Consider the following 20,680-nt stretch of genomic DNA (forward strand, 5'->3'; position numbering starts at 1 on the left):
CTTGTCAGGCTTGCACGCAAAGCTTCGTCGTCGGGTCTATCTTCACACGGGCGGCCGACGATCCGCCCAGGGGCGAACCCGCTCCAGGATGGCACCGAGGCGCAGAACGTCATTGTCCTTCCACCAGCGGCCGACGATTTGCAGGCCAGTCGGCAATCCATCGGCGCCAAAACCATTCGGCACCGATAGCGCCGGATTGCCGCTCTGGTTGAACGGATAGACGAAGGCATTCCAGCCGCGATTGAACAGAGCATCGACGGTCTTGCCGGCCTCGGCCGGAATCGCGGTGGTGGGCAAGGTGGGCGTGATGAGGAAGTCGTAGTCTTCCAGGAGCTTCTGGACGGCACGATAGAGCCGCGAACGCGCCACCTGGGCCTTGCGAAAATCGACCAAGGTGGCCTTGCTGCCCGCCGCAATCCATTCCACCAGGACCGGGTCCATCCGGTCGCGCCATTTTTCCAGATGGTGGCCGAAATAGACGTTCAGATTGGCGAGATACATGAGCCGCGCGGAGCCGGCGATCCAGTCCATGCCGGCCCCGGCCTCCTCGACCTCGGCACCAAGCGCCGCGAGGGCTGCCAGCGACGCCCTGGCGTTTGCGGCAACGTCCGCACTGCAGTCGCTCATGGCGGAGAGGTATCCGATCCGCAATCCCGACAAATCCTCCGAGATCAGGCTCGGCATCAGCGCTCCATTGCTGGGCGCACCGAGCGACCAGGGATCGAGCGTCGACGGGCCCACAAGGCTGTCCATCATCAGTGCGGCATCGGCGACGGTGCGTGTCAGCGGACCGGCTGCGGCATAATTGAAGAACGAGTCCGAGGTCTGCTCATAGGGCACCGCGCCCGTGGTCGGCTTCAGTCCGACCACGCCGCAGGCGCCGGCGGGGATGCGGATCGATCCGGCGCCATCCGTGCCGAGACCCAGCGGCCCAAGTCCGGCTGCCACCGCGACGGCCGCGCCACCGCTGGATCCGCCCGCGGTGCGCGCAGGATTCCAGGGATTGCGCGTGATCCCGAAGCTGGGTCCGTCAGTGTGGCCCTTGTGACCGAATTCGGGTGTGGTCGATTTGCCGACCATGATCGCGCCCGCGTTCTTCAGGCGCGTCACCAGAATGTCGTCCTGCGAGGGAACGTTGTCAGCGAGGATCGCCGATCCGTGCGCAGTGCGAACGCCCTTGGTGGCAAAGAGATCCTTGATGCTGACGGGTACGCCATGAAGCGGCCCGAGCTGTTCGCCGGCCATGACGGCCTGCTCGGCAATCCGCGCCTGCGCTCGCGCCGCGTCGGCGGTCACCGTCGCGTAGGCATTGAGCGTCGGCTGTGTCCGCTCGATCGCGCCGAGCACGGCGTCGACATACTCCACCGGAGACAAGGCGCGTTTGCGGATCAGGCTTGCGGCGGTGGTGGCGGGCATAAAGAGAAGATCGCGATCGGACATCTCGGAACTCCATCAATCGGCAAAGCGGCGGCAACAGCCGTCAGGCGGGGACGTCGTGAAGGTGGCAGGCGGCAAGGTGGCTTGGCGCGATCTCGCGCGGCTTCGGCTTCTCGGTCCGGCAGCGTTCGAACGCGAACGGACAACGCGGATGAAACGTGCAGCCCGGCACCGTGTCGATCTGGCTCGGCAACTCGCCGGTCACGACTGCGGCGCGGGCCTTGTTCGGCTTGATGCGGGGGATCGCCGCAAGCAGCGCTTGCGTGTAGGGATGCCGGGGAGCGGTGTACAGTTCGTGCCTGGGCGCGATCTCGACGATGCTGCCGGCATACATCACCGCCACCCGCGCCGAAATGCTGCGGACCACCGCGAGATCATGGGCGATGAAGAGATAGCTGAGGCCGAGCCGTTCCTGGAGGTCGAGCAGCAGGTTGACGATTTGCGCCTGCATCGACACGTCGAGCGACGATACCGGCTCGTCGCAGACGATGAAGTCCGGCTTCAGCGCCAACGCGCGCGCGATGCCGATGCGTTGTCGTTGGCCGCCGGAGAATTCGTGGGGGAAACGGTCGCCACACGAACGCGGCAGACCGACCATCTCCAGCAATTCCCGGACGCGATCGTTGCGGGCGGCGCGCGACAGGCCGCCCGCGACGTCGAGCGGCTCTGCGATCGCATCCTGCGCGCGCATGCGCGGATTGAGCGAATTCTGCGGGTCCTGAAACACGAATTGCAGCCGTCGCCGCACCGCCCTGAGTGCAGCCTTGCCGCTGCCCGGAGAAATCGCCTGGCCGAACAGCTCGATCGATCCGCTGGTCGCGGCTTCGAGCCCGACCAGGATGCGTCCCGTGGTGGATTTCCCCGAACCTGACTCCCCGACGAGGCCCAGCGTCTCGCCTTGCCCGACATCGAAACTGACACCGTCGACGGCGCGCAACGACGCGCCCCGTGCCGCAAAGGTCTTCACCAACTCGCGCACGACGACGATGGGCGCTTCCCTCATGCGGGTCTTCCCGCGGCGATGCGTGGCGGACAGCGCGCGAAATGGCCGCCACCGGCGTCGACCAGCGCCGGCGGCTCCGTCAAGCAAGATTTGACCGCCTCGCAGCAGCGCGGATTGAACCGGCATCCTGCGATCGACGTCGACGGATCCGGGATGTTCCCGGGAATGGTGGCGAGCCGGCGTACGTCCGCGTCGGGATCGGGCACGGCGCGGATGAGCCCTTCGGTGTAAGGATGCACCGGCCGTTCGAACAGGGCAGGGACGGCAGCGGACTCCACGACCCGCCCGGCATACATGACAACGACACGCTGTGCGAACTCCGCGACCACGCCGAGATCATGGGTGATCAGGATCACCGACATGCCGATCTCACGCTGCAGCTCGCGCAGCAATTCGAGGATCTGGGACTGAATGGTGACGTCGAGCGCGGTGGTCGGCTCGTCTGCGATCAGGAGCTTGGGGCGGCAAGCCACGGCGATGGCGATCATGACGCGCTGGCGCATGCCGCCGGAAAGCCGGTGGGGGTAATCATCGATGCGGCGCGAGGCGTCGGAAATCCGCACCATCTCCAGCAGCTCGACGGCCTGACGACGGGCGGCCCGCGCGGACAGCCCCTGATGCTGGCGCAACGGCTCCATGATCTGGTCGGCAATGCTCAGGACCGGATTGAGCGAGGACATCGGATCCTGGAAGATCATCGCGATCTCTCCGCCGCGAACCTGGCGCAGCCGGCGTTGCGAAACGGTCAGCAGATCATGTCCGCCGTAGTGGATCGTTCCCGATGCGTAACGCGTGTTGGCATGGCCATGCAGCTTGAGGATCGAAAGGGCGCTGACGCTCTTGCCGCTGCCGGACTCGCCGACGATGCCGAGGCATTCGCCGGCGCCAACGGCAAAGTCCACGCCTTCGACGGCATTCACCCAGCCGGTGTCGCCGCGGAACTGGACCGTGAGGTTCTCGACACTCAGAAGGGTTTGCTGCGCCATTCAGGTCTCGATCTTCAAGCGTGGATCGAGCACGTCGCGCAGGCCATCGCCGAGCAGATTCATGCCGAGCGCGGCGAGGCTGACCGCAAGGCCGGGAAACAGCATCACCCACCACGCCTCGACCGAGTAGTCGCGCCCTTCGGCAATGATGTTGCCCCAGCTCGGGGCCGGTGGCGGCGGGCCGATGCCGAGGAAGCTGAGGGTTGCCTCAGCAAGAATGGCGTAGGCAAAGATGAAGGTCAGCTGGACGATCAGGGGTCCCAGGCAATTGGGCAGCACGTGCTTGACGATGATGTGCGCGTCGCTTGCGCCGCTGACCCGCGCGGCCTGCAGATATTCCATCTCGCGAATGACCAGCACCGAGGCACGCACGATCCGCGCTGTCCGCGGCACATAGGCAACCGACAGCGCCACCACGATGCTGCTGGCCTGGGCGCCGAGTGCCGCGCCGATACCGATGGCCAGCAGGATCGCCGGAAACGCCATCAGCGCGTCCATCAACCGCATGACATAGGGATCGAGCGCGCGGAAATATCCCGCCAGCACGCCGATCATGGCGCCGAACACGCCTGAGAGCAGGGCCACCGAAAACCCGATTCCCAGCGACAGGCGGCCGCCATAAAGCACGCGCGTGAGGATGTCCCGGCCGTATTGATCGCTGCCGAACGGAAAGCGCCCCGACGGCGGCTTGAATCGGTAGCGAATGCTCATCGCGGTCGGATCGGTGCCGATCAGCATCGGCCCGATGATCGCGCAAAGCGCCAGGACGGTCACGAGCACCAGTCCGATCTTGAACGACCGGTGCGCGGCGAGCTTGCGCAGGACGCGAAATCGCCGGCGCTCCGCCAGTATCTGCGTGGATGGCGCAACGATCCCGACGTCAGTCATAGCGCACCCGCGGATCGACCAGGGTGTAGACAATATCCACGGCGACGTTGATCAGCACGAAGGCGAAGCCGAACAGCAGCATGGTGCCCTGGATCAGCGGGTAGTCGCGGGCCATGATCCCCTGCACCACGAGCCGGCCGATGCCCGGCAATGCAAACACCTGCTCGACGACGACCGAACCTCCGATCAGGAGACTCACGATGATGCCGCTGACCGTCACGACGGCGACCAGGGCATTGCGGAAGCCGTGCTTGCCGACGGTTCGCCACTCGCTGACGCCTTTGGCGCGCGCCGTCCGGATGAAATCCTGCTCGAGCACATCGAGCATCGCCGAGCGCGTCATGCGCGCCAGGAAGCCGATCTGAAACAGGCTGAGCACCATGGCGGGCTGGATCAGCGAGGCGAACCAGGCGCCGGGGCCGGCCGTCAGCAGCGGCGCATAGCCGGCGGACGGCACCCATCCGAGCTTCACGCTGAACAGGATGACCGACACGATCGCGATCCAGAAACTCGGAGCCGAAACCCCGATCAGCGCAATCGCCATGACGCCCGCATCGATCCAGCTGCTGCGGAAATAGGCGGCGAGGATGCCGAGCGCGATACCGATCGGCAGGGTGATGGTGAGCGACAGCGCGGCCAGCGACAAGGTCACCGGCAAACGCTCCCCGACCGCGGAGAGCACGGTCTGGTTCAGCATCAGCGAACTGCCGAATTTGCCCTGCGCCAGATTGAGGAACCAGGACAGCAATTGCCGCCAGATCGACTGATCGAGGCCGAGCTCGCGACGAATCCGTTCCACTGCCGCAGGCGTGGCATCGGCTCCGGCGATCACGACCGCGGGATCTCCCGGCAGCAGGTGCATCAGGATGAAAGACAGCACCGCAACCAGCAGCAGGACCGGTATGGATTGCATGAGACGGACGCTGATCGTGCGAAACATGAGATACCCGATACGACGCTTTCTGCTCCTGCCCAGCCCACCGTTTGGCCGACGACGCTATTTCAGCCAGACGTCCCAGAAATGAACGATATAATAGGGCATGAAGTTCACGACCTTGGCGGCGTTGTAGCTTCGCATCGTGCCCATATCGGCGATCTTGATCATGTAGGCCTGCTCCAGCACGCGCTTCTCGATATCGGCCCAGGCCGCGATACGCTTTTGCGGATCGAGCGAGGCGTAGAACGCGTCATAGGCGGCGTCGAGAACGTGGTCGTCCTTGACGTGCGGGAAGGTGTAGAACATCACTTTCCATTGCTGCGGGCCGAGCAGCGGATTTGAGCAATAGCCGGTGGTGGACACGTTCCAGACCCCGGTGCCGCGCTGCATGTTGCTGGCGTTGGTGGTCCAGTCGACGATGTCGACTGCGACGTTGAAGCCGGCGTCCTTCATCTGCTCGGACAGGACCAGGATGGCGTCGCGGAAGTTCGAATAGTTGGAGTTGGTCTGGAGCACGATCTTCTCGCCATTGTATCCGGCCTGCTTCAGCAACGCCTTGGCTTTGGCCGGATTACGCTGGTCGTAATAGGGCTTCATCGCATCGCCCTGATAATAAGGGCTCGATGCGTACACCAGCGAATGGCCCGGGCGCGAGATCTGCCCCATCGCGCCGGTGATATCGTCGACATTGACCACCGCCTCGATCGCCTGGCGGACAAGCGGATTGGTGGTCGGCGCGGCCTGCGTGTTCACCACGAACACCTGCATGCAATAGGGGAAAATCTGCTGTGTCGTGATGTTCGCCTGGCCGTCGAAACGCTTGGCCAGATCGCGGGGAACGTCGCCGATGACGTCGGCGTTGCCGGTCTGCAATGCGGCGACGCGGGCGTTCGCCTCGGGCACGAAATTATAGCGGACCTGGTCGAGATAGGCGGTGCGGCGCCCGGCCAGACCATCCGGCCCGGTCGCGCTCTCGTCGGGCACATAACCGTCGAAACGCTTGATGACGAGATGGCTATCCTTCACCCACTCGCCAAGCATGAACGGACCGGTTCCGATGATGTCGATCTCGCGCGCCGCCTTGTCCTTCTGCTCGGCCGGCAGGATCTCAAACGGATAGACCGGCGATTTCAGCACGTCGACGAACACTGCGTTCGGCCTCTTCAGGCGGATCACGAAGCCGTAGGGATCAGGCGCCTCGAAGCTGTCGACATCGGCGAGCACGGAGGCGTTGGGACTGACCTTGCGATAGCGCTCGAACGACGCCAGCACGTCGGCCGATGTCATCTCCTTGCCATTGTGGAATTTCACGCCCTTGCGCAGCGTGAAGGTGAACATCGTGGCATCGGCACTGGTCTCGATCTTGGAGGCGAGGACGGGCCTGGCATTATAGTTATTGTCGATCGCAACCAGCGGCTCGAACAGGTGGTGGATGACTTCGAGCTCGACGAGGCTCGAGGCAACATGGGGATCGAGCGTGCCCGGGCCCGAGAGATAGGCATAGACGAGGCTGCCGCCGCGGCTCGGTTCGGCGGCATGGAGCGGGGTTGCAAGCACGCCGAGCAGGGCAATCGACCGGCCCATCGCGGTGATCGTACGAAACATGGCCGAAAAGCTTGTCATTACAACTGCCTTCCTGTTGAGCTCGCGTATCAGTCGTCATTCACCCGTATGGATGTCCCCACCGCGTTCACCGGACCGCTTTCGTGGACTGGCGTCGGTCGAGCGAAGCGGTGACCTGCTTGAGGGCCCCGTCGGTCGCCTCGAGGACGCGATCGATGTCCTCGGCCCGATGTGCCGCGGACAGAAACATGTTGTGCCAGGGATGCATGTAGACGCCGCGCCGCAGCGCCTCCTGCACGAAACGATGACCGAGCACGAAATCCGGATCGTCCTCGAACATGATCATCGGCATCTGGACCGGTCCGCTCTGCCGCAATCGCACATCGTGCGCCCGTGCCTGCGCCGCGAGCCCGTCGCGCAGCCGGCGGCCCATGGCTTCCATTGTCGCGATCGCGCCGGTCGTGCGCAGTTTCTTGATGGTGGCCACCGCTGCCGCCATCGGCACGGCCGAGCACCAGAAGGAGCCAGTGACATAAACCTGTTGCGCGGCGTCGCGAAAGCGATCGGCGCCGGTCACCGCCGCAAGCGGATGACCGTTGGCGATCGCCTTACTCCAGGCACACAGATCGGGCCGCACGCCGTAGGGCTCCCAGCTTCCGCCGATGTGGAGGCGAAAGCCCGCCCTGACATCGTCGAGTATCAGCGCCGCACCAGCCGCGTCGCAGATCTTCCGGACTGCCTGTGCGAACGCTGGCGTCGGCGCCTCCTGATGGCGTCTCACATCATGCTTGAACGCCGTCACCAGCACTGCCGCGAGGTCACGGCCGGCCTCATCGGCTGCACGCTCCAGGCTTGCAACGTCGTTATAATCAAAGTGCAGGATGTGGGCGCGATCTTCCGTGGTGACGCCGGCCAGCGAGGGGGTGCACCACGGCGCCGCGCCATGATAGGAGCCCTTCGCCACCAGCACCTTGCGCCGCTGCGTGCCGGCACGCGCGATGGTTACGCAGGCCGTCGTCGCATCGGTGCCGTTCTTGGCGAACACCACCCAGTCGGCGTGCGGAATGGTCTCGACCACGAGCTCCGCGAGTTCAACCTGGCATTCCGCGGGCCCGGTCATCAGATCGCCGCGGGTGCGCTGCGCCGTGGCTGCGGCCTCCACATCCGGATCGCCGTAACCGAGCACGATCGGTCCGTAGCCGCACATCAGGTCGATATATTCCGTGCCCGCGATATCCCTGAGGCGACAGCCGCTCGCGCTGCGAAAGAACTGCGGATAGCCGGGAGGCAGCCGAGCGACGTTCATGTGGCCCCACATGCCGCCGGGAATGACCTTCAGGGCGCGTGCCCGCAACGCCTCGTCCTGCGCAAGGAGCCGGGATGCGGTGTCATCAGGTGCCATGGCAAGTCCTCGGCAAGTTCCTGGGCAAGTCCCTCGTGTCGGACGGCCTCGCCGTTGCGACATCAACATAATATATGATATATCATAACTGCGAAGACCTTTCTCGCCTTTTGATCTTGCAAAGACCGCCGGCAGACGTGCAGAGCACGCATAGAGATCGGTCGCCTTTCGACTGGAAAGCAGGCTCCCTCGATGTCCAACGATGCTGTCGGTCTGGTCGGCCGCGACAACCTGACGGCCCGCGTGTTCGGGGAATTGCGGCTTGCCCTGATGGAGGGACGATTCCGTCCCGGCCATCGCTTCAAGATCCGCGAGCTCGCCGAAACGATGGGCGTCTCGGAAACGCCGATCCGGGAAGCGCTGATGCAGCTGGTGCGCGCGCGGGTGCTCGACATGCAGGCAAGCCGCTCGATCGCGGTCGCCCGCCTGAGTGCGGCGCAATATGAGGAACTACGCAGTATCCGGATTCTGCTCGAAGGACTGGCGGCCGAACGCGCGACCACCCGGATCTCCAAGGCCGATATCGCCAGTCTCAAGAAGTATCATCAGGCGCTGGCCGCGGCGGAACGCGGCAGGCGCTGGCGCGAAGCCGTGCAGGTGAACTGGCAATTCCACCACACACTCTACAAGGCCGCCGACGCCCCCGAACTGCTCGAGATGATCGAGACGATCTGGCTTCGCAACGGACCTCTGCTCAACATGTTGTATCCGCATGCGACCCCGACCTATCCGGGACGACATCAGCATCTCAACGTGATCGACGGTCTGACCGCGAGAAATCCCGAGGCCGTGAAGCGATCGATCCAGGCCGATCTCATGGAGGGAGGCGCCAGGTTGCTGCAACTGCTTCAGGATATCGAAGCCGGTGTGACGCCGTCGGAGCTGGATGCGGCAATGACATAGTCAGCGAGAGATACCGCCTCGGACGAGCTATCGGGCCAGTTCGGTGTGCGTCACCGGTCGTTTCGGCGTGCAGCCACGATGATCCGATCCAGAATCTGGTCGAGGATCGGCATTGATGTTGCGAAATTGAGCCTGACAAACTGCGGACAATCAGGGTCAAAGGTTTCGCCGGCGCTAAATCCGATACGGGCGTTGTTCAGGAAGAATGGATGCGCCGCCGCCGACAGGCGGAGCTCGCGGCAGTCGAGCCAGGTCAGGTAAGTCGCTTCCGGAGCATGAAAGCGGATCTCCGGCACTTCTGCCGCGAGCACGTCCACGACTCTGTTTCGGGCCTTGTGAAGGTGGTCCATCACGGCGTCGAGCCAGGGCTGGCCCTCGGTCCAGGCCGCCACAGTTGCGTCGGCGCCGATGACATTGGCCTGACCCGTCAAGCGGAGCGGGATACGGCTGTGAAACCGCTTGCGCAGGTCCTCGCTGCCGAAGGCGATGACCGCGCAGCGCAGGCCGGGAATGTTGAAGCTCTTGGTCGCCGAATTGAGCGTCACGGTGCGTGCGGCGATCTCGGGTCCAAGCGAAGCAAACGGAATGTGCTGAAATCCCGGATAGACCAGATCGGAATGGATCTCGTCGGAGATAACGATCAGATCATGGTCGATGGCGAATTGGGCCAATGACAGCAACTCGTCCCTGGAAAACACCCTCCCGGTCGGGTTCTGCGGATTGCACAGCACGAAGATGCGGGTTCGCTGGTCCACCAGCGCCGCCAGTTCGTCCATGTCGAAGACGTATCGGGTCCCGTCGTCGCGCATCGGAAGCGTCAGAAGCCGGCGCTCTGTCGTGCTGATGGCGTCGCGAAACGGCGGATAGTTCGGGACCTGGAGGACGACACCATCGCCGGGATCCGAGAACGCCAGGATCGGCGCGTACGTGCCCTGCACCAGATCTGCCAAAGGCAGCACGAGATCGGGCGAGAGCTCCCAGCCGTAGCGGGACTTCATCCGGTTGGCGAAGGCGGCGGCGACGAGCCGGTCCGACTTCTGGCCGTCGCGCAGCGGATAGCCGTAGTCGCCATCCCGGACGATGCGCTCGATTGCCGCCTGGATCGGGGCGGCGACGGCGAAATCCATGTCCGCGACGAAGGCGGGCAGGACGTCGGAATCGTACTGATTCCACTTGGCGTTGCGGCGCGCTTGCAGCGCAGATTGCGACAGTTCGAAGCTGATCGTCTCTCGGCTGGTCATGATCTCTGTCCGCGGCGCTTTCGTTGGATGGGAGGCAATGTCAGACTACGCGAGATGGCAGGCGACTGCATTGCCATCTGCGAGTTTTCGTAAGGCGGGATCGTCGGTTTCGCACTGCTTGACGGCTACCGGGCACCGCGTCCGGAACCGGCATCCGCGCGTCGGAATACCCTGTCCGACCTCACCGGCCAGCACGGCCGCCGGCTTCCTGTCGAGGCGCGCCGATGGAATGGCCGCCAGCAGCGCGCGCGTGTAGGGGTGACGCGGGTTACGCCACAGCGTGGCATGGTCGGCGCTCTCGACGATCCGGCCGAGATACATCACGAGCACGCGATCGGCAAAATAGCGGACCACCGACAAATCGTGCGAGATGAACAGATAGGCCAGCCCGAGATCCTTCTTGAGATCGACCAGCAGGTTGAGGATTTGTGCCTGGATCGACAGGTCCAGCGCGGATACCGGCTCGTCGCACACCACGAGCCTGGGATTGAGAACCAGCGCGCGGGCGATCCCGATGCGCTGGCGCTGCCCGCCGGAGAACTCGTGCGGATAGCGCTGCAAGGCCTCAGGCGGGATGCTGATCTTGCCGGCGATGTCGAGAATCCGCCGTCGCCGCTCTTCGGGATCCCTGACGCCGTGAACCTTGAGTGGCGTGTCCAGGATGGTCCCGATCCGCTGCCGCGGATTGAGCGAGCCGAACGGATCCTGAAAGACCATCTGAACGGAGCGGCGAACCGGGCGCAGCGACCGCTCGTCGAGTTGGCTGATGTCCTGTCCGTCGAGGCGTATCGTGCCGTCGCTCGGCCGCAGCAGGCGGACGATGGTCTTGCCGAGCGTCGATTTTCCGCAGCCGGATTCGCCGACCAGCCCGACCGTCTCGTGCTCCGCGACCTCGAGCGAAACGCCGTCGACAGCATGGAACGTATGCCCGCGCGACGTATAGCTGGTGCGCAGGTTCTCAACCGACAGCAATGGCATCGGGGCGGCCTCCCACAGCTTGGAGTTGGCAGCATGCGACCGACCATCCGGCGCGGATGGCACCTGGCGTGATTGTCTCCAGCGCCGGCTGTGCGAGGTGGCAGGCGGCAGCCACCCGGGGGCAGCGGGGTGCAAACGAGCAGCCGGTTGCTCCGGCCGCAGACGCAACCGAGCCCTTGATTTCAGTCAGTCGCCGGTTGGTGTAGTGCGCCTCGTCGCCAACGGACGATGCGAGCAGGCCCTGCGAATAGGGGTGTCTCGGGCCCGCAAAGAACTCGCCGACCGAGGCCTGTTCGACAATCCGGCCCGCATACATCACCGCGACCCGGTCGGCCCATTGCGCCACGGCGCCAAGGTCGTGCGTGATCAGCAGCATCGCCATCGAGAGCTGGTGCCGCAGGCGATCGAGCAGTTCCATCACCTGGGCCTGGATGGTGACGTCGAGCGCCGTGGTCGGCTCGTCCGCGATGAGCAGCTGCGGATTGCAGGCAACCGCGATCGCGATCATGACCCGTTGTCGCATGCCACCGGAAAAATTGTGCGGAAACTGGTCGTAGCGGCGTTGCGGCTCGGCAATGCCGACAAGGTCGAGAAGTTCGATCGCGCGGGCTTTGGCCCTGCTGCGCGACAGCCCTTCGTGCCGCCGGATGATCTCGCAGATCTGCGCTCCGATGGTCAGCACCGGGTTCAGCGACGTCATCGGCTCCTGCAGGATGATCGAGATCCCCTTGCCGCGAATGCGGCGCAGTTCCCGCGATGACACCGTGGCGAGATCCTGTCCGTTGAACACCACCTGTCCGCCGGCGATCGAGGCGGTCGGCGGCAGCAGCCGCAGAATCGAAAACGCAGTCAGCGACTTTCCGCAACCGGACTCTCCGACGAGCGCCAGGGTCTTGCCCTGCTCAATGGCAAAGGTGATGCCGTGCACCGCCTCGCCGCGCGGAAAGCCGATCCTGAGATCGAGCACTTCGAGGACGGGATGAGGTCGTTGCGGCAGACTCATCGTGTCTCCGATCGCGGATTGAGGATGTCGGTCAACCGGTCGCCAATGATGTTGATCGAGAGCACCGTCAGCACGATCGCGAGGCCCGGCAGCGCGGTCAGATACCATTCACTGCGCAGCATGGTCCGGCCGCTGCCGATCAGGCTGCCCCAGCTCACCCGATTGGGATCGCCAAGATTGAGGAACGACAAGCCGGCTTCGGCAAGAATACCGTTCGCGACCAGCACCGATGTCGCCACGACCAGGGTCGGAAGCGCGTTCGGCAGGATTTCCCGGACGATGATCCGCGAGGTGCCATAGCCGAGGCCGCGAGCGGCCATGACGAAGTCGGCATCGCGCAATGTCATGAACTGGGACCGCGCCAGCCTGGCGATCATCGGCCAGGAGGCGAGGCCGATCGACAGGACGATCAGGAAGATCGAGGGGTCGCCGATCGCGAGAATGACGATCACCAGCAGGATCGCCGGAATGGTCTGGAATAGTTCGGTCAGGCGCACCAGGATGTTGTCGACGATGCCGCCGAAATAGCCCGCGAGCGCGCCGATCGTGGTGCCGATCACGAGGCCGATGAGGGCGGCGAAGAACCCGACCAGCAGCGAGACCCGCGCGCCATGGACAATTCCTGCGGCGAGGTCGCGGCCGAGCGCGTCGGTTCCGAGCGGATAGTCCCAGTCCTGTCCGGGCCACAGCAGCGCCGGCGCGACCATGTCGAGCGGGTCGGTAGGGTAGATCAGATTGGCGGCCAACGCGATCGCGACGACGCCGATCAACAGCATCGTCGCGAGACACAGGAACGGGTCGCGCAACCACGTCAGCAGCCATCGCCGCCGGGTGTTCATGACGCGCGTCGCAGCCGGCAGGGGAGCCGCGACCGGAGTGGTGGAATTGTCAGCGACGACATCTGTCATGGTCCATCCGTTTGCCGGTTGAAACTAGAGCTCGATCCGGGGATCGAGCCACATCACGATCCAGTCGATGATGACGTTGGTCACGATGACGACGACGCACGACAGCAACAGGATCCCCAGCAGCACGTTGAAATCGCGGGCGACCAGCGAATCCATGGTCAGGCGACCGAGCCCCGGCCAGTTGAAGACGGTTTCCACCACCACGGCGCCGCTCAGCAGGTTGGCGAGGTGGAGGCCCGCGACCGTGGTCACGGGAATCAGGGCGTTGCGCAGCGCGTGGCGGAATTGCAGGACGAGTGGGTGAAGGCCTTTGGCGGCCGCGGCGCGCATGAAATCCTGCCGCAGCACGTCGAGCATCGCGGCCCGGGTCAGGCGCGCATAGATGGCGACGAAGAATGTCGCAAGCGCAAGCGCCGGCAGGATCAGATGGAGAAGCCGGTCGCGCAGCAACGCGAGGCCGGTCATCCCGGCGCCAATCGTCTCGCTGCCGCCGGATGGCAGCCAGCCGAGACGCGCGGAAAACAGCACGATCGCCATCAGGCCGACCCAGAATCCCGGAGCGGAATAGAGCAGCAGGACGATCGCGGTCAGCAGTCGGTCCGGCCATTTATTGGCGAATGCCGCCATGATCCATCCGAGCAGGATGCCGAGCGTGACGGCAACGAAGAAGGCAGACAGCATCAGGAGCAACGTATTCGGAAGACGTTCCATGATGACGTTGATGACGGGCACGCCATAATTGCTCGACGTGCCGAGGTTGAGGACGGCAATGTTGGCGACATAAGTCATGAATCGTGTGGCCAGGGTCTGGTCGAGCCCGAGCGTCCGACGCAGCGTCTCCATCGTTTCCGCGGTCGCGGAGCCCGACATGCCTGCAATCGCGTCGGCGGCGTCGCCCGGCATCAGGTTCAGCAGCAGGAAGTTCAATGCGACGATGCCGAGGATGGTCGGGATCGCCTGGATCGCGACGCGACGAAGCATCTGTCGGGCGGGGCCGAAGGTCACGATCCCGCGCTCTCCCCGAACCGGCGATCGACAGTCGGCGGGCGGCGACAGGTCATACCGGCGCTCCCGTCACGATGTGACGCTCGAGAAAGTCCAGCCGGTCCTGACCCCAGTAGAGCTCGCCCTCGAACAGGTAGGTCGGTGAGCCGAAGACACCGCATTCGATCGCTCGAGCCCGGTTCTCCTTCCAGCGCTCGCCGACGGCTTGCGTCTGTTCGCCGGAAAGCAAACCCAGGCCGTCGTAGCCATTCGCATCGGCAATCTCGCGTCGAATCTCGGCGACGCCGATATCGGCGGCGCTCTCCCAGTATGCGCGCTGCAGCGCGAGGGCGAGCGGCAAGCTTTCGGCGCCGGTGGTTTCCGCCGCGACAACCATCATCGCGGCGGGTGTCGGGTCTTTCAGATCGCTCGGGCGGCTGTCCAATTGCATGTGGACGCCGAGATGGCGGCTCCATCGTCCAATCTCCGCGCGAACGTAGCGCTGGCGCACCGGTGGCTTGTTCTTCAGCGGAATCCAGCCGTGTTCGTCGATCGTGGTCATCAGCAGCGGCCTGATGCGCAAGTTGTGGCGCCCCGCCAAGGCGACCAGTCGCGCGGTGCCGAGATAGGCCCAGGGAGAACTGATGGAGAAGAAATACTCGATGACCTGCGTCATGTGACCGGCTGTCGCACCAGGCGCTCTATCGTGGAGTCCGTCGCCGCAGTGTGAGTGCGACATTCGAGCGGGGATTAGTGCAAATATCGCAGCCGTTCGCTATCGCTTTCGACACGCCTTTGGCCGGTCTTTTGCAATAGATCATTTCAAAAATGACGCTATTCACGGTGATGGGGCTCGTGCCAGAAATTGCGGCGCGCGAGGCATCATCGATCGCCTGGCATGGTTCGGCGGAGCCTGCGTGACGACGTCGATGCGATGCCATCTGTTGTGATCGGTCCCTTGTCGCGCACGGCAACGATAAAGGACCGAGATTGATGGGTGAGCCGAAGCTCAAGCTGTCTGCCGACGTTGGCGGAACGTTCACGGACGTCGTGCTGGAACATGGGGCGCGGCGCTGGACCGGAAAGGTTCTGACCACGCCATCGTCGCCAGAGGAGGGCGTCCTCCGCGGCGTGAGCGAAATTCTGGCGCGCGCGGACAAGGCCATCTCCGACGTCGACATCTTCATTCATGGAACGACCCTGGCGACCAATGCAATCATCGAGAGGCGTGGCGCGAAGGTCGCGCTCATCGTCACCGATGGATTTCGCGACGTGCTCGAGATCGGCACCGAAAGTCGCTACGACCAGTACGAACTGGCGCTGATACGGCCGAAGCCGCTGGTCGAGCGACCGCTGCGATTTGCGGTGCGCGAACGGATGGACGCACGCGGCGGCATCCGCCTTGCGCTGAACGGGGCGGATGTCGTGAACGTCGCGCGGCAGTTGAAGGCGGAGAAGGTCGAGAGCGTGGCGATTGCCTTCATGCATGCTTACGCAAATTCGGCGCATGAACGGGCCGCGGCGGATCTGTTGCGCTCGGAGATGCCGGATCTCTATATCACGCTGTCCTCGGAAGTATGTCCTGAGGTCCGGGAGTTCGAGCGGACATCGACTGCGACTACGAACGCCTACGTTCAGCCCCTGATGGATGGCTATCTGGCGCGCATGCAGAACAAGCTCAAGGCAATGGGCTTTGGCGGCGCGCTGTGCCTGATGACGTCAGGTGGCGGTCTCACCTCGGTCGAAACGGCGCGAAAGTTTCCGGTGCGGCTGGTTGAGTCCGGCCCGGCGGGCGGAGCGGTGTTCGCTGCGCAGATTGCGGCGCAGCTCGGCGAACGCAAGGTGCTCGCCTTCGACATGGGCGGCACGACAGCCAAAGTCAGCCTGATCGAGGACTTCCGTTCCGAAACGGCGCGTGTGTTCGAGGTCGATCGGGCGGCACGGTTTCTGAAGGGGAGCGGTCTGCCGGTTCGTATCCCCGTGATCGAGATGGTCGAGATCGGTGCCGGCGGTGGATCGTTGGCGCGACTCGATTCACTGAAGCGCGTGACGGTTGGTCCGGAGAGCGCATCCTCCGTCCCGGGGCCGGTTTGCTACAATGGCGGCGGATCCGATCCGGCGGTGACCGACGCCGACGTCGCGCTCGGCCTGATTGATCCGGCGAGCTTTGCCGGCGGCACCATCAAGCTCTATCCCGAGCTGGCGAAGGCGGCGCTCAAGAAGGTCATCGGGGATCCGCTCGGGCTCGAGGCGGAGATGGCTGCCTATGCCGTCTACGAGATGGTGTGTGAGAACATGGCCAGCGCCGCGCGCGTCCACACCGTCGAGCGCGGCGCGGTGGCCAGCAGCCACACGGTGATTGCGTTCGGCGGCGCCGCGCCGTTGCATGTGGCGCGGGTCGCGGAGAAGATCGGGGCCGATCGCGTGATCGTCCCGCCCAATGCAGGCGTCGGTTCTGCCGTCGGGTTTCTGGCGGCGCCGATTTCCTACGAGATGGTCAAGACCAAATACATGCGGCTGGAGGGGTTCGACGCCGCGGCTGCGACCGAATTGCTAAGCGGCATGTCGCGCGATATCCGCGCATGGGTGGAGCCGGCGGCGCAGGGCGAGCCGGTGGTCGAGCGCCGCGTTGCGTTCATGCGCTATGTCGGTCAGGGGCATGAGATTGCCGTCGAACTGCCGGTCCGTGATCTCCTGGCAACCGACACGCCCGCGTTGCGCGCGCGCTATGAGGCCGATTACGAGAAGCTTTTCCGCCGCTCGATTCCGGCGGCAGCGATCGAGATCATGGCTTGGTCGGTCAACGTCTCGACCATTTCGCAACTGCCCGAGCAGGTCCAGGACGTCGATTTGCATTCGGTGGCCGCGCCGGGTGAAAGCATCCGGATTTTCGACGGCAAGGCCGGCAAGGCGATCGACGTCTCGCGCTACCGTCGCGAGAAGCTGGCGGTCGGCGCTCGCCTGTCGGGGCCGGCGATCATCGCGGAAGAGGAAACCTCGACATTCGTCACGGAGAGTTTTGATGCCTGGATCGATGGCCTGGGGGCGATCGTGATGGAGCGGAAGGGGATGATGGCGTGAGCGAAGCGCGTCTCAATCTCATCGACAAGCAAATCATGTGGAGCCGCTTGATCGCGGTCGTCGAGGAGCAGGCCCAGACCCTGCAACGGACGGCTTTCAGCACCATCGTGCGGGAATCCGGCGATCTCGCCGCCGGCGTGTTCGATGCAAGGGGCCGGATGCTGGCGCAGGCGGTGACCGGAACGCCCGGCCACATCAATTCGATGGCATTGGCCGTCGGACATGTGATCGATCACTACCCGATCGCGACGATGCAGCCTGGCGATGTCTTCATCCATAACGACCCCTGGCTGGGAACGGGGCATACCAACGATTTTTCGCTGACGACACCCTGCTTTCGCGACAGCGAACTGGTCGGGTTCCTCGCCTGCAACAGCCATCTGATGGATATCGGCGGGCTGCGGGACATGTCGTCGTCGACCGACGTGTTCATGGAGGGGCTGTACCTGCCGATCCTGAGGATCGTCGATGGCGGCGTGCTCGACGAAACGCTGATGGCGGTGATCCGGGCCAACACCCGCCAGCCGGTGGAGACAATCGGGGACGTCTATTCCCTGATGAACTGCAACGATGTCGGCTGCACGCGCCTCCTGGAGATGATGGACGAGTTTGGGATCGATGAGCTCGACGAACTCGCCGATCACATCATTGATACCTCGCGCGCCGCGGTAAAGGCCGAGATCGCCAAACTGCCCAAGGGAACCTGGCGTTCGTCGCTGATGATCGACGGTCAGTCGGAGCCGATTGAGCTCATGGCGACGCTTACGGTCTCGGAAGGCAATATCAACGTCGACTACGCGGGGTCGGCGGCGATGACGCGGCACAATTTCAACGTGCCGTTCTGCTACACATTGGCCTACACCTCCTATGCGCTCGGCTGCATCATCGCCCGCGATATTCCCAACAATGCCGGCTCGCTCGAGCCGCGTACCGTCGCTGCGCCGCAAGGCTCGATCGTCAATGCGATCAAACCGGCCGCAGTGGTGGCTCGGCATCTGATCGGCCTGATGTTGCCGGATCTTGTGTTCGGCTGTCTGCGCCAGGCGATTCCGGATCGTGTGCCCGCTGAAGGCTCCGGCGTGCTCTGGAACATCGGCGCAAGCGGTCCGAGATCAAGTCCGCCGCGTTTTGGTGAAGAGTTCATGGTCGGTGTCGTCACGACCGGCGGCATGGGGGCGCTGCCGTTCCGTGACGGCCTGTCGGCGACAGGCTTTCCAAGCGGGGTGCGCGGTGGCCCGATCGAGATCTTCGAATCGATGTCGACGGTCATCGTCTGGCGCAAGGAATATCGCCGCGACTCCGGCGGCGCCGGCCGTATGCGCGGCGGCCTCGGCCAGCACATCGAGATGGAAAACGGCATCGACGAGCCGTTCTTCTTCAACTGCGCCTTCGAGCGGATCAAATTCGCACCGCGCGGCTTTGACGAAGGCCTGGACGGCGCCGTCGGCTATGTCGGCCTGAAATCCGGCGCCAAATTGCCGGGCAAAGGCCGTCATCTCGTCCCCGCCGGTGAGCGGGTTGTGATCATGTCGCCTGGCGGTGGCGGCATTGGCGATCCCAGGCAACGTGATCGGGGCAGCGTCGAGACTGACTTGAGAAACGGTCTGGTCTCGGCGCAAGCCGCGCATGAAGTCTATGGCTTGGAGAGAAAGCCATCCGACGCGTCGCGAACCGAGCCTCTGCGGGAATATCGGCATGGATAGAGCAGTGTCTTCGAGCCTTATCGACAAACAGATCATGTGGAGCCGTTTGATCGCGGTGGTCGAGGAGCAGGCCCAGACGCTGCAGCGGACGGCCTTCAGCACCATCGTTCGGGAATCCGGCGACCTTGCTGCCGGCGTGTTCGATGCAAGGGGCCGGATGCTGGCGCAGGCGGTGACCGGAACGCCCGGCCACATCAACTCGATGGCGTTGGCGGTCGGCCACGTGATCGACCATTATCCGATCGCGACCATGCAGCCGGGCGATGTCTTTATCCATAACGACCCGTGGATGGGGACCGGCCACACCAACGACATCTCGCTGACGACGCCCTGTTTCCGCGGCGACGAGCTGGTCGGCTTTCTGGCCTGCAACAGCCACGTGATGGACATCGGCGGGCTGATCGACCGGGTCAGTTCGACCGACGTGTTCATGGAGGGGCTGTACCTGCCGATCCTGAAGATCGTCGATGGCGGTGTGCTCGATGAAACGCTGATGGCGGTGATCCGGGCCAACACCCGCCAGCCGGTGGAGACGATCGGCGACGTCTATTCGCTGATGAACTGCAATGATGTCGGCTGCGTCCGTCTGCTGGAGATGATGGACGAGTTCGGGCTCGATGAGCTCGACGAGCTCGCTGACCACATCATCGATGCTTCGCGGGCCGCGGTGCGAGCGCAGATCGCCAAGCTGCCGAAGGGCACGTGGCATGCCACGCTCTCTCTGGACGGACAGAGCGAGCCGATCGAACTGAAGGCCGCGCTGACGATCTCCGAGGACACCATCCACGTGGACTACAGCGGCTCGGTCAAGATGACGCGGCACAATTTCAATGTGCCGTATTGCTACACGCTGGCCTACACGTCCTACGCGCTCGGCTGCATCATCGCCCGCGATATTCCCAATAATGCCGGCTCGCTGGAGCCGCGCACCGTCTTCGCGCCGGAGGGCTGCATTCTCAATGCCATCAAGCCGGCGGCGGTGATCTCGCGCAGCCAGGTCGGCTTGATGCTGCCGGACCTGGTGTTCGGCTGTCTGCGGCAGGCGATCCCGGATCGCGTGCCCGCGGAGAGCACCTGCGCCCTGTGGGGCATCACGATCCTCGGTCCCAGGACCAGTCCGCCGAAGCTCAACGACCGCTTTCAGGTTCAGGTTACGACGACCGGCGGCATGGGCGCGCTGCCGTTCCGCGACGGCATGTCGGCAACGGGATTTCCGAGCGGCGTACGTGGTGGCTCGATCGAGATCTTCGAATCGATGTCGACCGTCATCGTCTGGCGCAAGGAATATCGCCAGGACTCCGGTGGCGCCGGCCGTATGCGCGGAGGCCTTGGCCAGCACATCGAGATGGAGAACGGCATCAACGAAGCATTTCTCTATAACACCACGTATGAACGCGTCGATCATCCCGCACGTGGTGTCGGCGGCGGCGGATACGGGGCCGCCGGCGTGATCAGCCTTCGGTCCGGCAAGAGACTCGCCGGCAAGGGCCAGCATCTGATCCCCGCCGGCGATCGCGTGATCATCCTGTCGCCCGGCGGCGGTGGCATCGGTGATCCCGGCACGCGGGATCGTGCGATGGTCGAAGCCGATCTCGCCAACGAGCTGATCTCGCCCGAGGCGGCGCGCGAGCTCTACGGCCTTGGACTTGTCGCCGCGGAATAG

General features: G+C 64.2%; 17 protein-coding genes. 4 read left to right on the top strand and 13 right to left on the bottom strand.

Annotation, left to right across the window (positions count from 1 at the left end):
• Nucleotides 1–42 precede the first annotated feature (42 nt).
• The 7 genes from AC1RR3_RS12820 to AC1RR3_RS12850 all read right to left on the bottom strand — a co-directional run bounded on the left by AC1RR3_RS12820 (nucleotide 43) and on the right by AC1RR3_RS12850 (nucleotide 8,216).
• Nucleotides 43–1,440 carry an amidase gene (locus AC1RR3_RS12820; protein WP_492822938.1) on the bottom strand — a complete coding sequence of 466 codons (1,398 nt, stop codon included), beginning with the start codon at nucleotides 1,438–1,440 and terminating at the stop codon, nucleotides 43–45.
• 40 nt (nucleotides 1,441–1,480) lie between these two features.
• Nucleotides 1,481–2,440 carry an ABC transporter ATP-binding protein gene (locus AC1RR3_RS12825; RefSeq protein WP_492822940.1) on the bottom strand — a complete coding sequence of 320 codons (960 nt, stop codon included), beginning with the start codon at nucleotides 2,438–2,440 and terminating at the stop codon, nucleotides 1,481–1,483.
• On the bottom strand, nucleotides 2,437–3,426 hold the full coding sequence (locus AC1RR3_RS12830) for an ABC transporter ATP-binding protein (RefSeq protein ID WP_492822942.1): 990 nt from the start codon (nucleotides 3,424–3,426) through the stop codon (nucleotides 2,437–2,439). Before AC1RR3_RS12830 ends, AC1RR3_RS12825 begins: the two co-directional genes overlap by 4 nt.
• Nucleotides 3,427–4,314, bottom strand: a complete 888-nt coding sequence (locus tag AC1RR3_RS12835) for an ABC transporter permease (protein WP_492822944.1) — start codon at nucleotides 4,312–4,314, stop codon at nucleotides 3,427–3,429.
• The gene (locus tag AC1RR3_RS12840) at nucleotides 4,307–5,254 is read right to left on the bottom strand and encodes an ABC transporter permease (protein ID WP_492822946.1); all 948 of its coding nucleotides are present in this window, start codon (nucleotides 5,252–5,254) and stop codon (nucleotides 4,307–4,309) included. The genes AC1RR3_RS12835 and AC1RR3_RS12840 overlap by 8 nt, the downstream gene beginning before the upstream one ends.
• A 57-nt stretch (nucleotides 5,255–5,311) precedes the next feature.
• Entirely contained in the window at nucleotides 5,312–6,835 is a 1,524-nt protein-coding gene (locus tag AC1RR3_RS12845; RefSeq protein WP_492823164.1) for an ABC transporter substrate-binding protein, read from the bottom strand.
• Nucleotides 6,836–6,941: 106 nt separating this feature from the next.
• A complete protein-coding gene (locus tag AC1RR3_RS12850) occupies nucleotides 6,942–8,216 on the bottom strand; it encodes an aminotransferase class III-fold pyridoxal phosphate-dependent enzyme (protein WP_492822948.1) in 1,275 nt (424 codons plus the stop codon).
• 192 nt (nucleotides 8,217–8,408) lie between these two features.
• Between AC1RR3_RS12850 and AC1RR3_RS12855 the strand changes: the two genes are divergently transcribed.
• Nucleotides 8,409–9,119, top strand: coding sequence for a GntR family transcriptional regulator (locus AC1RR3_RS12855; protein WP_492822950.1), 711 nt, complete (start codon nucleotides 8,409–8,411; stop codon nucleotides 9,117–9,119).
• A 50-nt stretch (nucleotides 9,120–9,169) separates the two neighbouring features.
• Here AC1RR3_RS12855 and AC1RR3_RS12860 read toward each other — a convergent pair whose 3' ends face one another.
• The 6 genes from AC1RR3_RS12860 to AC1RR3_RS12885 form a co-directional block, all read right to left on the bottom strand.
• On the bottom strand, nucleotides 9,170–10,360 hold the full coding sequence (locus AC1RR3_RS12860) for a MalY/PatB family protein (protein ID WP_492822952.1): 1,191 nt from the start codon (nucleotides 10,358–10,360) through the stop codon (nucleotides 9,170–9,172).
• Nucleotides 10,361–10,405: 45 nt separating this feature from the next.
• A complete protein-coding gene (locus tag AC1RR3_RS12865) occupies nucleotides 10,406–11,338 on the bottom strand; it encodes an ABC transporter ATP-binding protein (protein WP_492822954.1) in 933 nt (310 codons plus the stop codon).
• A complete protein-coding gene (locus tag AC1RR3_RS12870) occupies nucleotides 11,319–12,341 on the bottom strand; it encodes an ABC transporter ATP-binding protein (protein ID WP_492823166.1) in 1,023 nt (340 codons plus the stop codon). The genes AC1RR3_RS12865 and AC1RR3_RS12870 overlap by 20 nt, the downstream gene beginning before the upstream one ends.
• The gene (locus AC1RR3_RS12875) at nucleotides 12,338–13,249 is read right to left on the bottom strand and encodes an ABC transporter permease (protein WP_492822956.1); all 912 of its coding nucleotides are present in this window, start codon (nucleotides 13,247–13,249) and stop codon (nucleotides 12,338–12,340) included. The genes AC1RR3_RS12870 and AC1RR3_RS12875 overlap by 4 nt, the downstream gene beginning before the upstream one ends.
• A 24-nt stretch (nucleotides 13,250–13,273) precedes the next feature.
• A complete protein-coding gene (locus tag AC1RR3_RS12880; RefSeq protein WP_492823168.1) occupies nucleotides 13,274–14,230 on the bottom strand; it encodes an ABC transporter permease in 957 nt (318 codons plus the stop codon).
• A gap of 76 nt (nucleotides 14,231–14,306) precedes the next feature.
• Nucleotides 14,307–14,909 carry a 2-hydroxychromene-2-carboxylate isomerase gene (locus AC1RR3_RS12885; protein ID WP_492822958.1) on the bottom strand — a complete coding sequence of 201 codons (603 nt, stop codon included), beginning with the start codon at nucleotides 14,907–14,909 and terminating at the stop codon, nucleotides 14,307–14,309.
• A 314-nt stretch (nucleotides 14,910–15,223) separates the two neighbouring features.
• Between AC1RR3_RS12885 and AC1RR3_RS12890 the strand changes: the two genes are divergently transcribed.
• From AC1RR3_RS12890 to AC1RR3_RS12900, 3 genes are read left to right on the top strand one after another with little or no spacing between them, the layout of a single operon-like run.
• Nucleotides 15,224–17,314 (top strand): hydantoinase/oxoprolinase family protein, encoded by a 2,091-nt coding sequence (locus tag AC1RR3_RS12890; protein WP_492822960.1) that lies wholly within the window; start codon nucleotides 15,224–15,226, stop codon nucleotides 17,312–17,314.
• Complete coding sequence (locus tag AC1RR3_RS12895) at nucleotides 17,311–19,017, top strand: hydantoinase B/oxoprolinase family protein (RefSeq protein WP_492822962.1); 1,707 nt, start codon at nucleotides 17,311–17,313, stop codon at nucleotides 19,015–19,017. Before AC1RR3_RS12890 ends, AC1RR3_RS12895 begins: the two co-directional genes overlap by 4 nt.
• Nucleotides 19,010–20,680 carry a hydantoinase B/oxoprolinase family protein gene (locus AC1RR3_RS12900; RefSeq protein ID WP_492822964.1) on the top strand — a complete coding sequence of 557 codons (1,671 nt, stop codon included), beginning with the start codon at nucleotides 19,010–19,012 and terminating at the stop codon, nucleotides 20,678–20,680. Before AC1RR3_RS12895 ends, AC1RR3_RS12900 begins: the two co-directional genes overlap by 8 nt.

The sequence above is a fragment of the Bradyrhizobium sp. GW821-FHT13H05 genome (assembly GCF_058804065.1).

Excerpts from the sequence above, each read along its gene's own strand:
- AC1RR3_RS12820 (WP_492822938.1), bottom strand. The coding sequence starts at position 1,440 with ATGTCCGATCGCGATCTTCTCTTTATGCCCGCCACCACCGCCGCAAGC.
- AC1RR3_RS12870 (WP_492823166.1), bottom strand. The coding sequence starts at position 12,341 with ATGAGTCTGCCGCAACGACCTCATCCCGTCCTCGAAGTGCTCGATCTC.
- AC1RR3_RS12875 (WP_492822956.1), bottom strand. The coding sequence starts at position 13,249 with ATGACAGATGTCGTCGCTGACAATTCCACCACTCCGGTCGCGGCTCCC.
- AC1RR3_RS12880 (WP_492823168.1), bottom strand. The coding sequence starts at position 14,230 with ATGCTTCGTCGCGTCGCGATCCAGGCGATCCCGACCATCCTCGGCATC.
- AC1RR3_RS12885 (WP_492822958.1), bottom strand. The coding sequence starts at position 14,909 with ATGACGCAGGTCATCGAGTATTTCTTCTCCATCAGTTCTCCCTGGGCC.
- AC1RR3_RS12855 (WP_492822950.1), top strand. The coding sequence starts at position 8,409 with ATGTCCAACGATGCTGTCGGTCTGGTCGGCCGCGACAACCTGACGGCC.
- AC1RR3_RS12825 (WP_492822940.1), bottom strand. The coding sequence starts at position 2,440 with ATGAGGGAAGCGCCCATCGTCGTCGTGCGCGAGTTGGTGAAGACCTTT.
- AC1RR3_RS12900 (WP_492822964.1), top strand. The coding sequence starts at position 19,010 with ATGGATAGAGCAGTGTCTTCGAGCCTTATCGACAAACAGATCATGTGG.
- AC1RR3_RS12830 (WP_492822942.1), bottom strand. The coding sequence starts at position 3,426 with ATGGCGCAGCAAACCCTTCTGAGTGTCGAGAACCTCACGGTCCAGTTC.
- AC1RR3_RS12840 (WP_492822946.1), bottom strand. The coding sequence starts at position 5,254 with ATGTTTCGCACGATCAGCGTCCGTCTCATGCAATCCATACCGGTCCTG.
- AC1RR3_RS12865 (WP_492822954.1), bottom strand. The coding sequence starts at position 11,338 with ATGCCATTGCTGTCGGTTGAGAACCTGCGCACCAGCTATACGTCGCGC.
- AC1RR3_RS12850 (WP_492822948.1), bottom strand. The coding sequence starts at position 8,216 with ATGGCACCTGATGACACCGCATCCCGGCTCCTTGCGCAGGACGAGGCG.
- AC1RR3_RS12835 (WP_492822944.1), bottom strand. The coding sequence starts at position 4,314 with ATGACTGACGTCGGGATCGTTGCGCCATCCACGCAGATACTGGCGGAG.
- AC1RR3_RS12860 (WP_492822952.1), bottom strand. The coding sequence starts at position 10,360 with ATGACCAGCCGAGAGACGATCAGCTTCGAACTGTCGCAATCTGCGCTG.
- AC1RR3_RS12845 (WP_492823164.1), bottom strand. The coding sequence starts at position 6,835 with ATGGGCCGGTCGATTGCCCTGCTCGGCGTGCTTGCAACCCCGCTCCAT.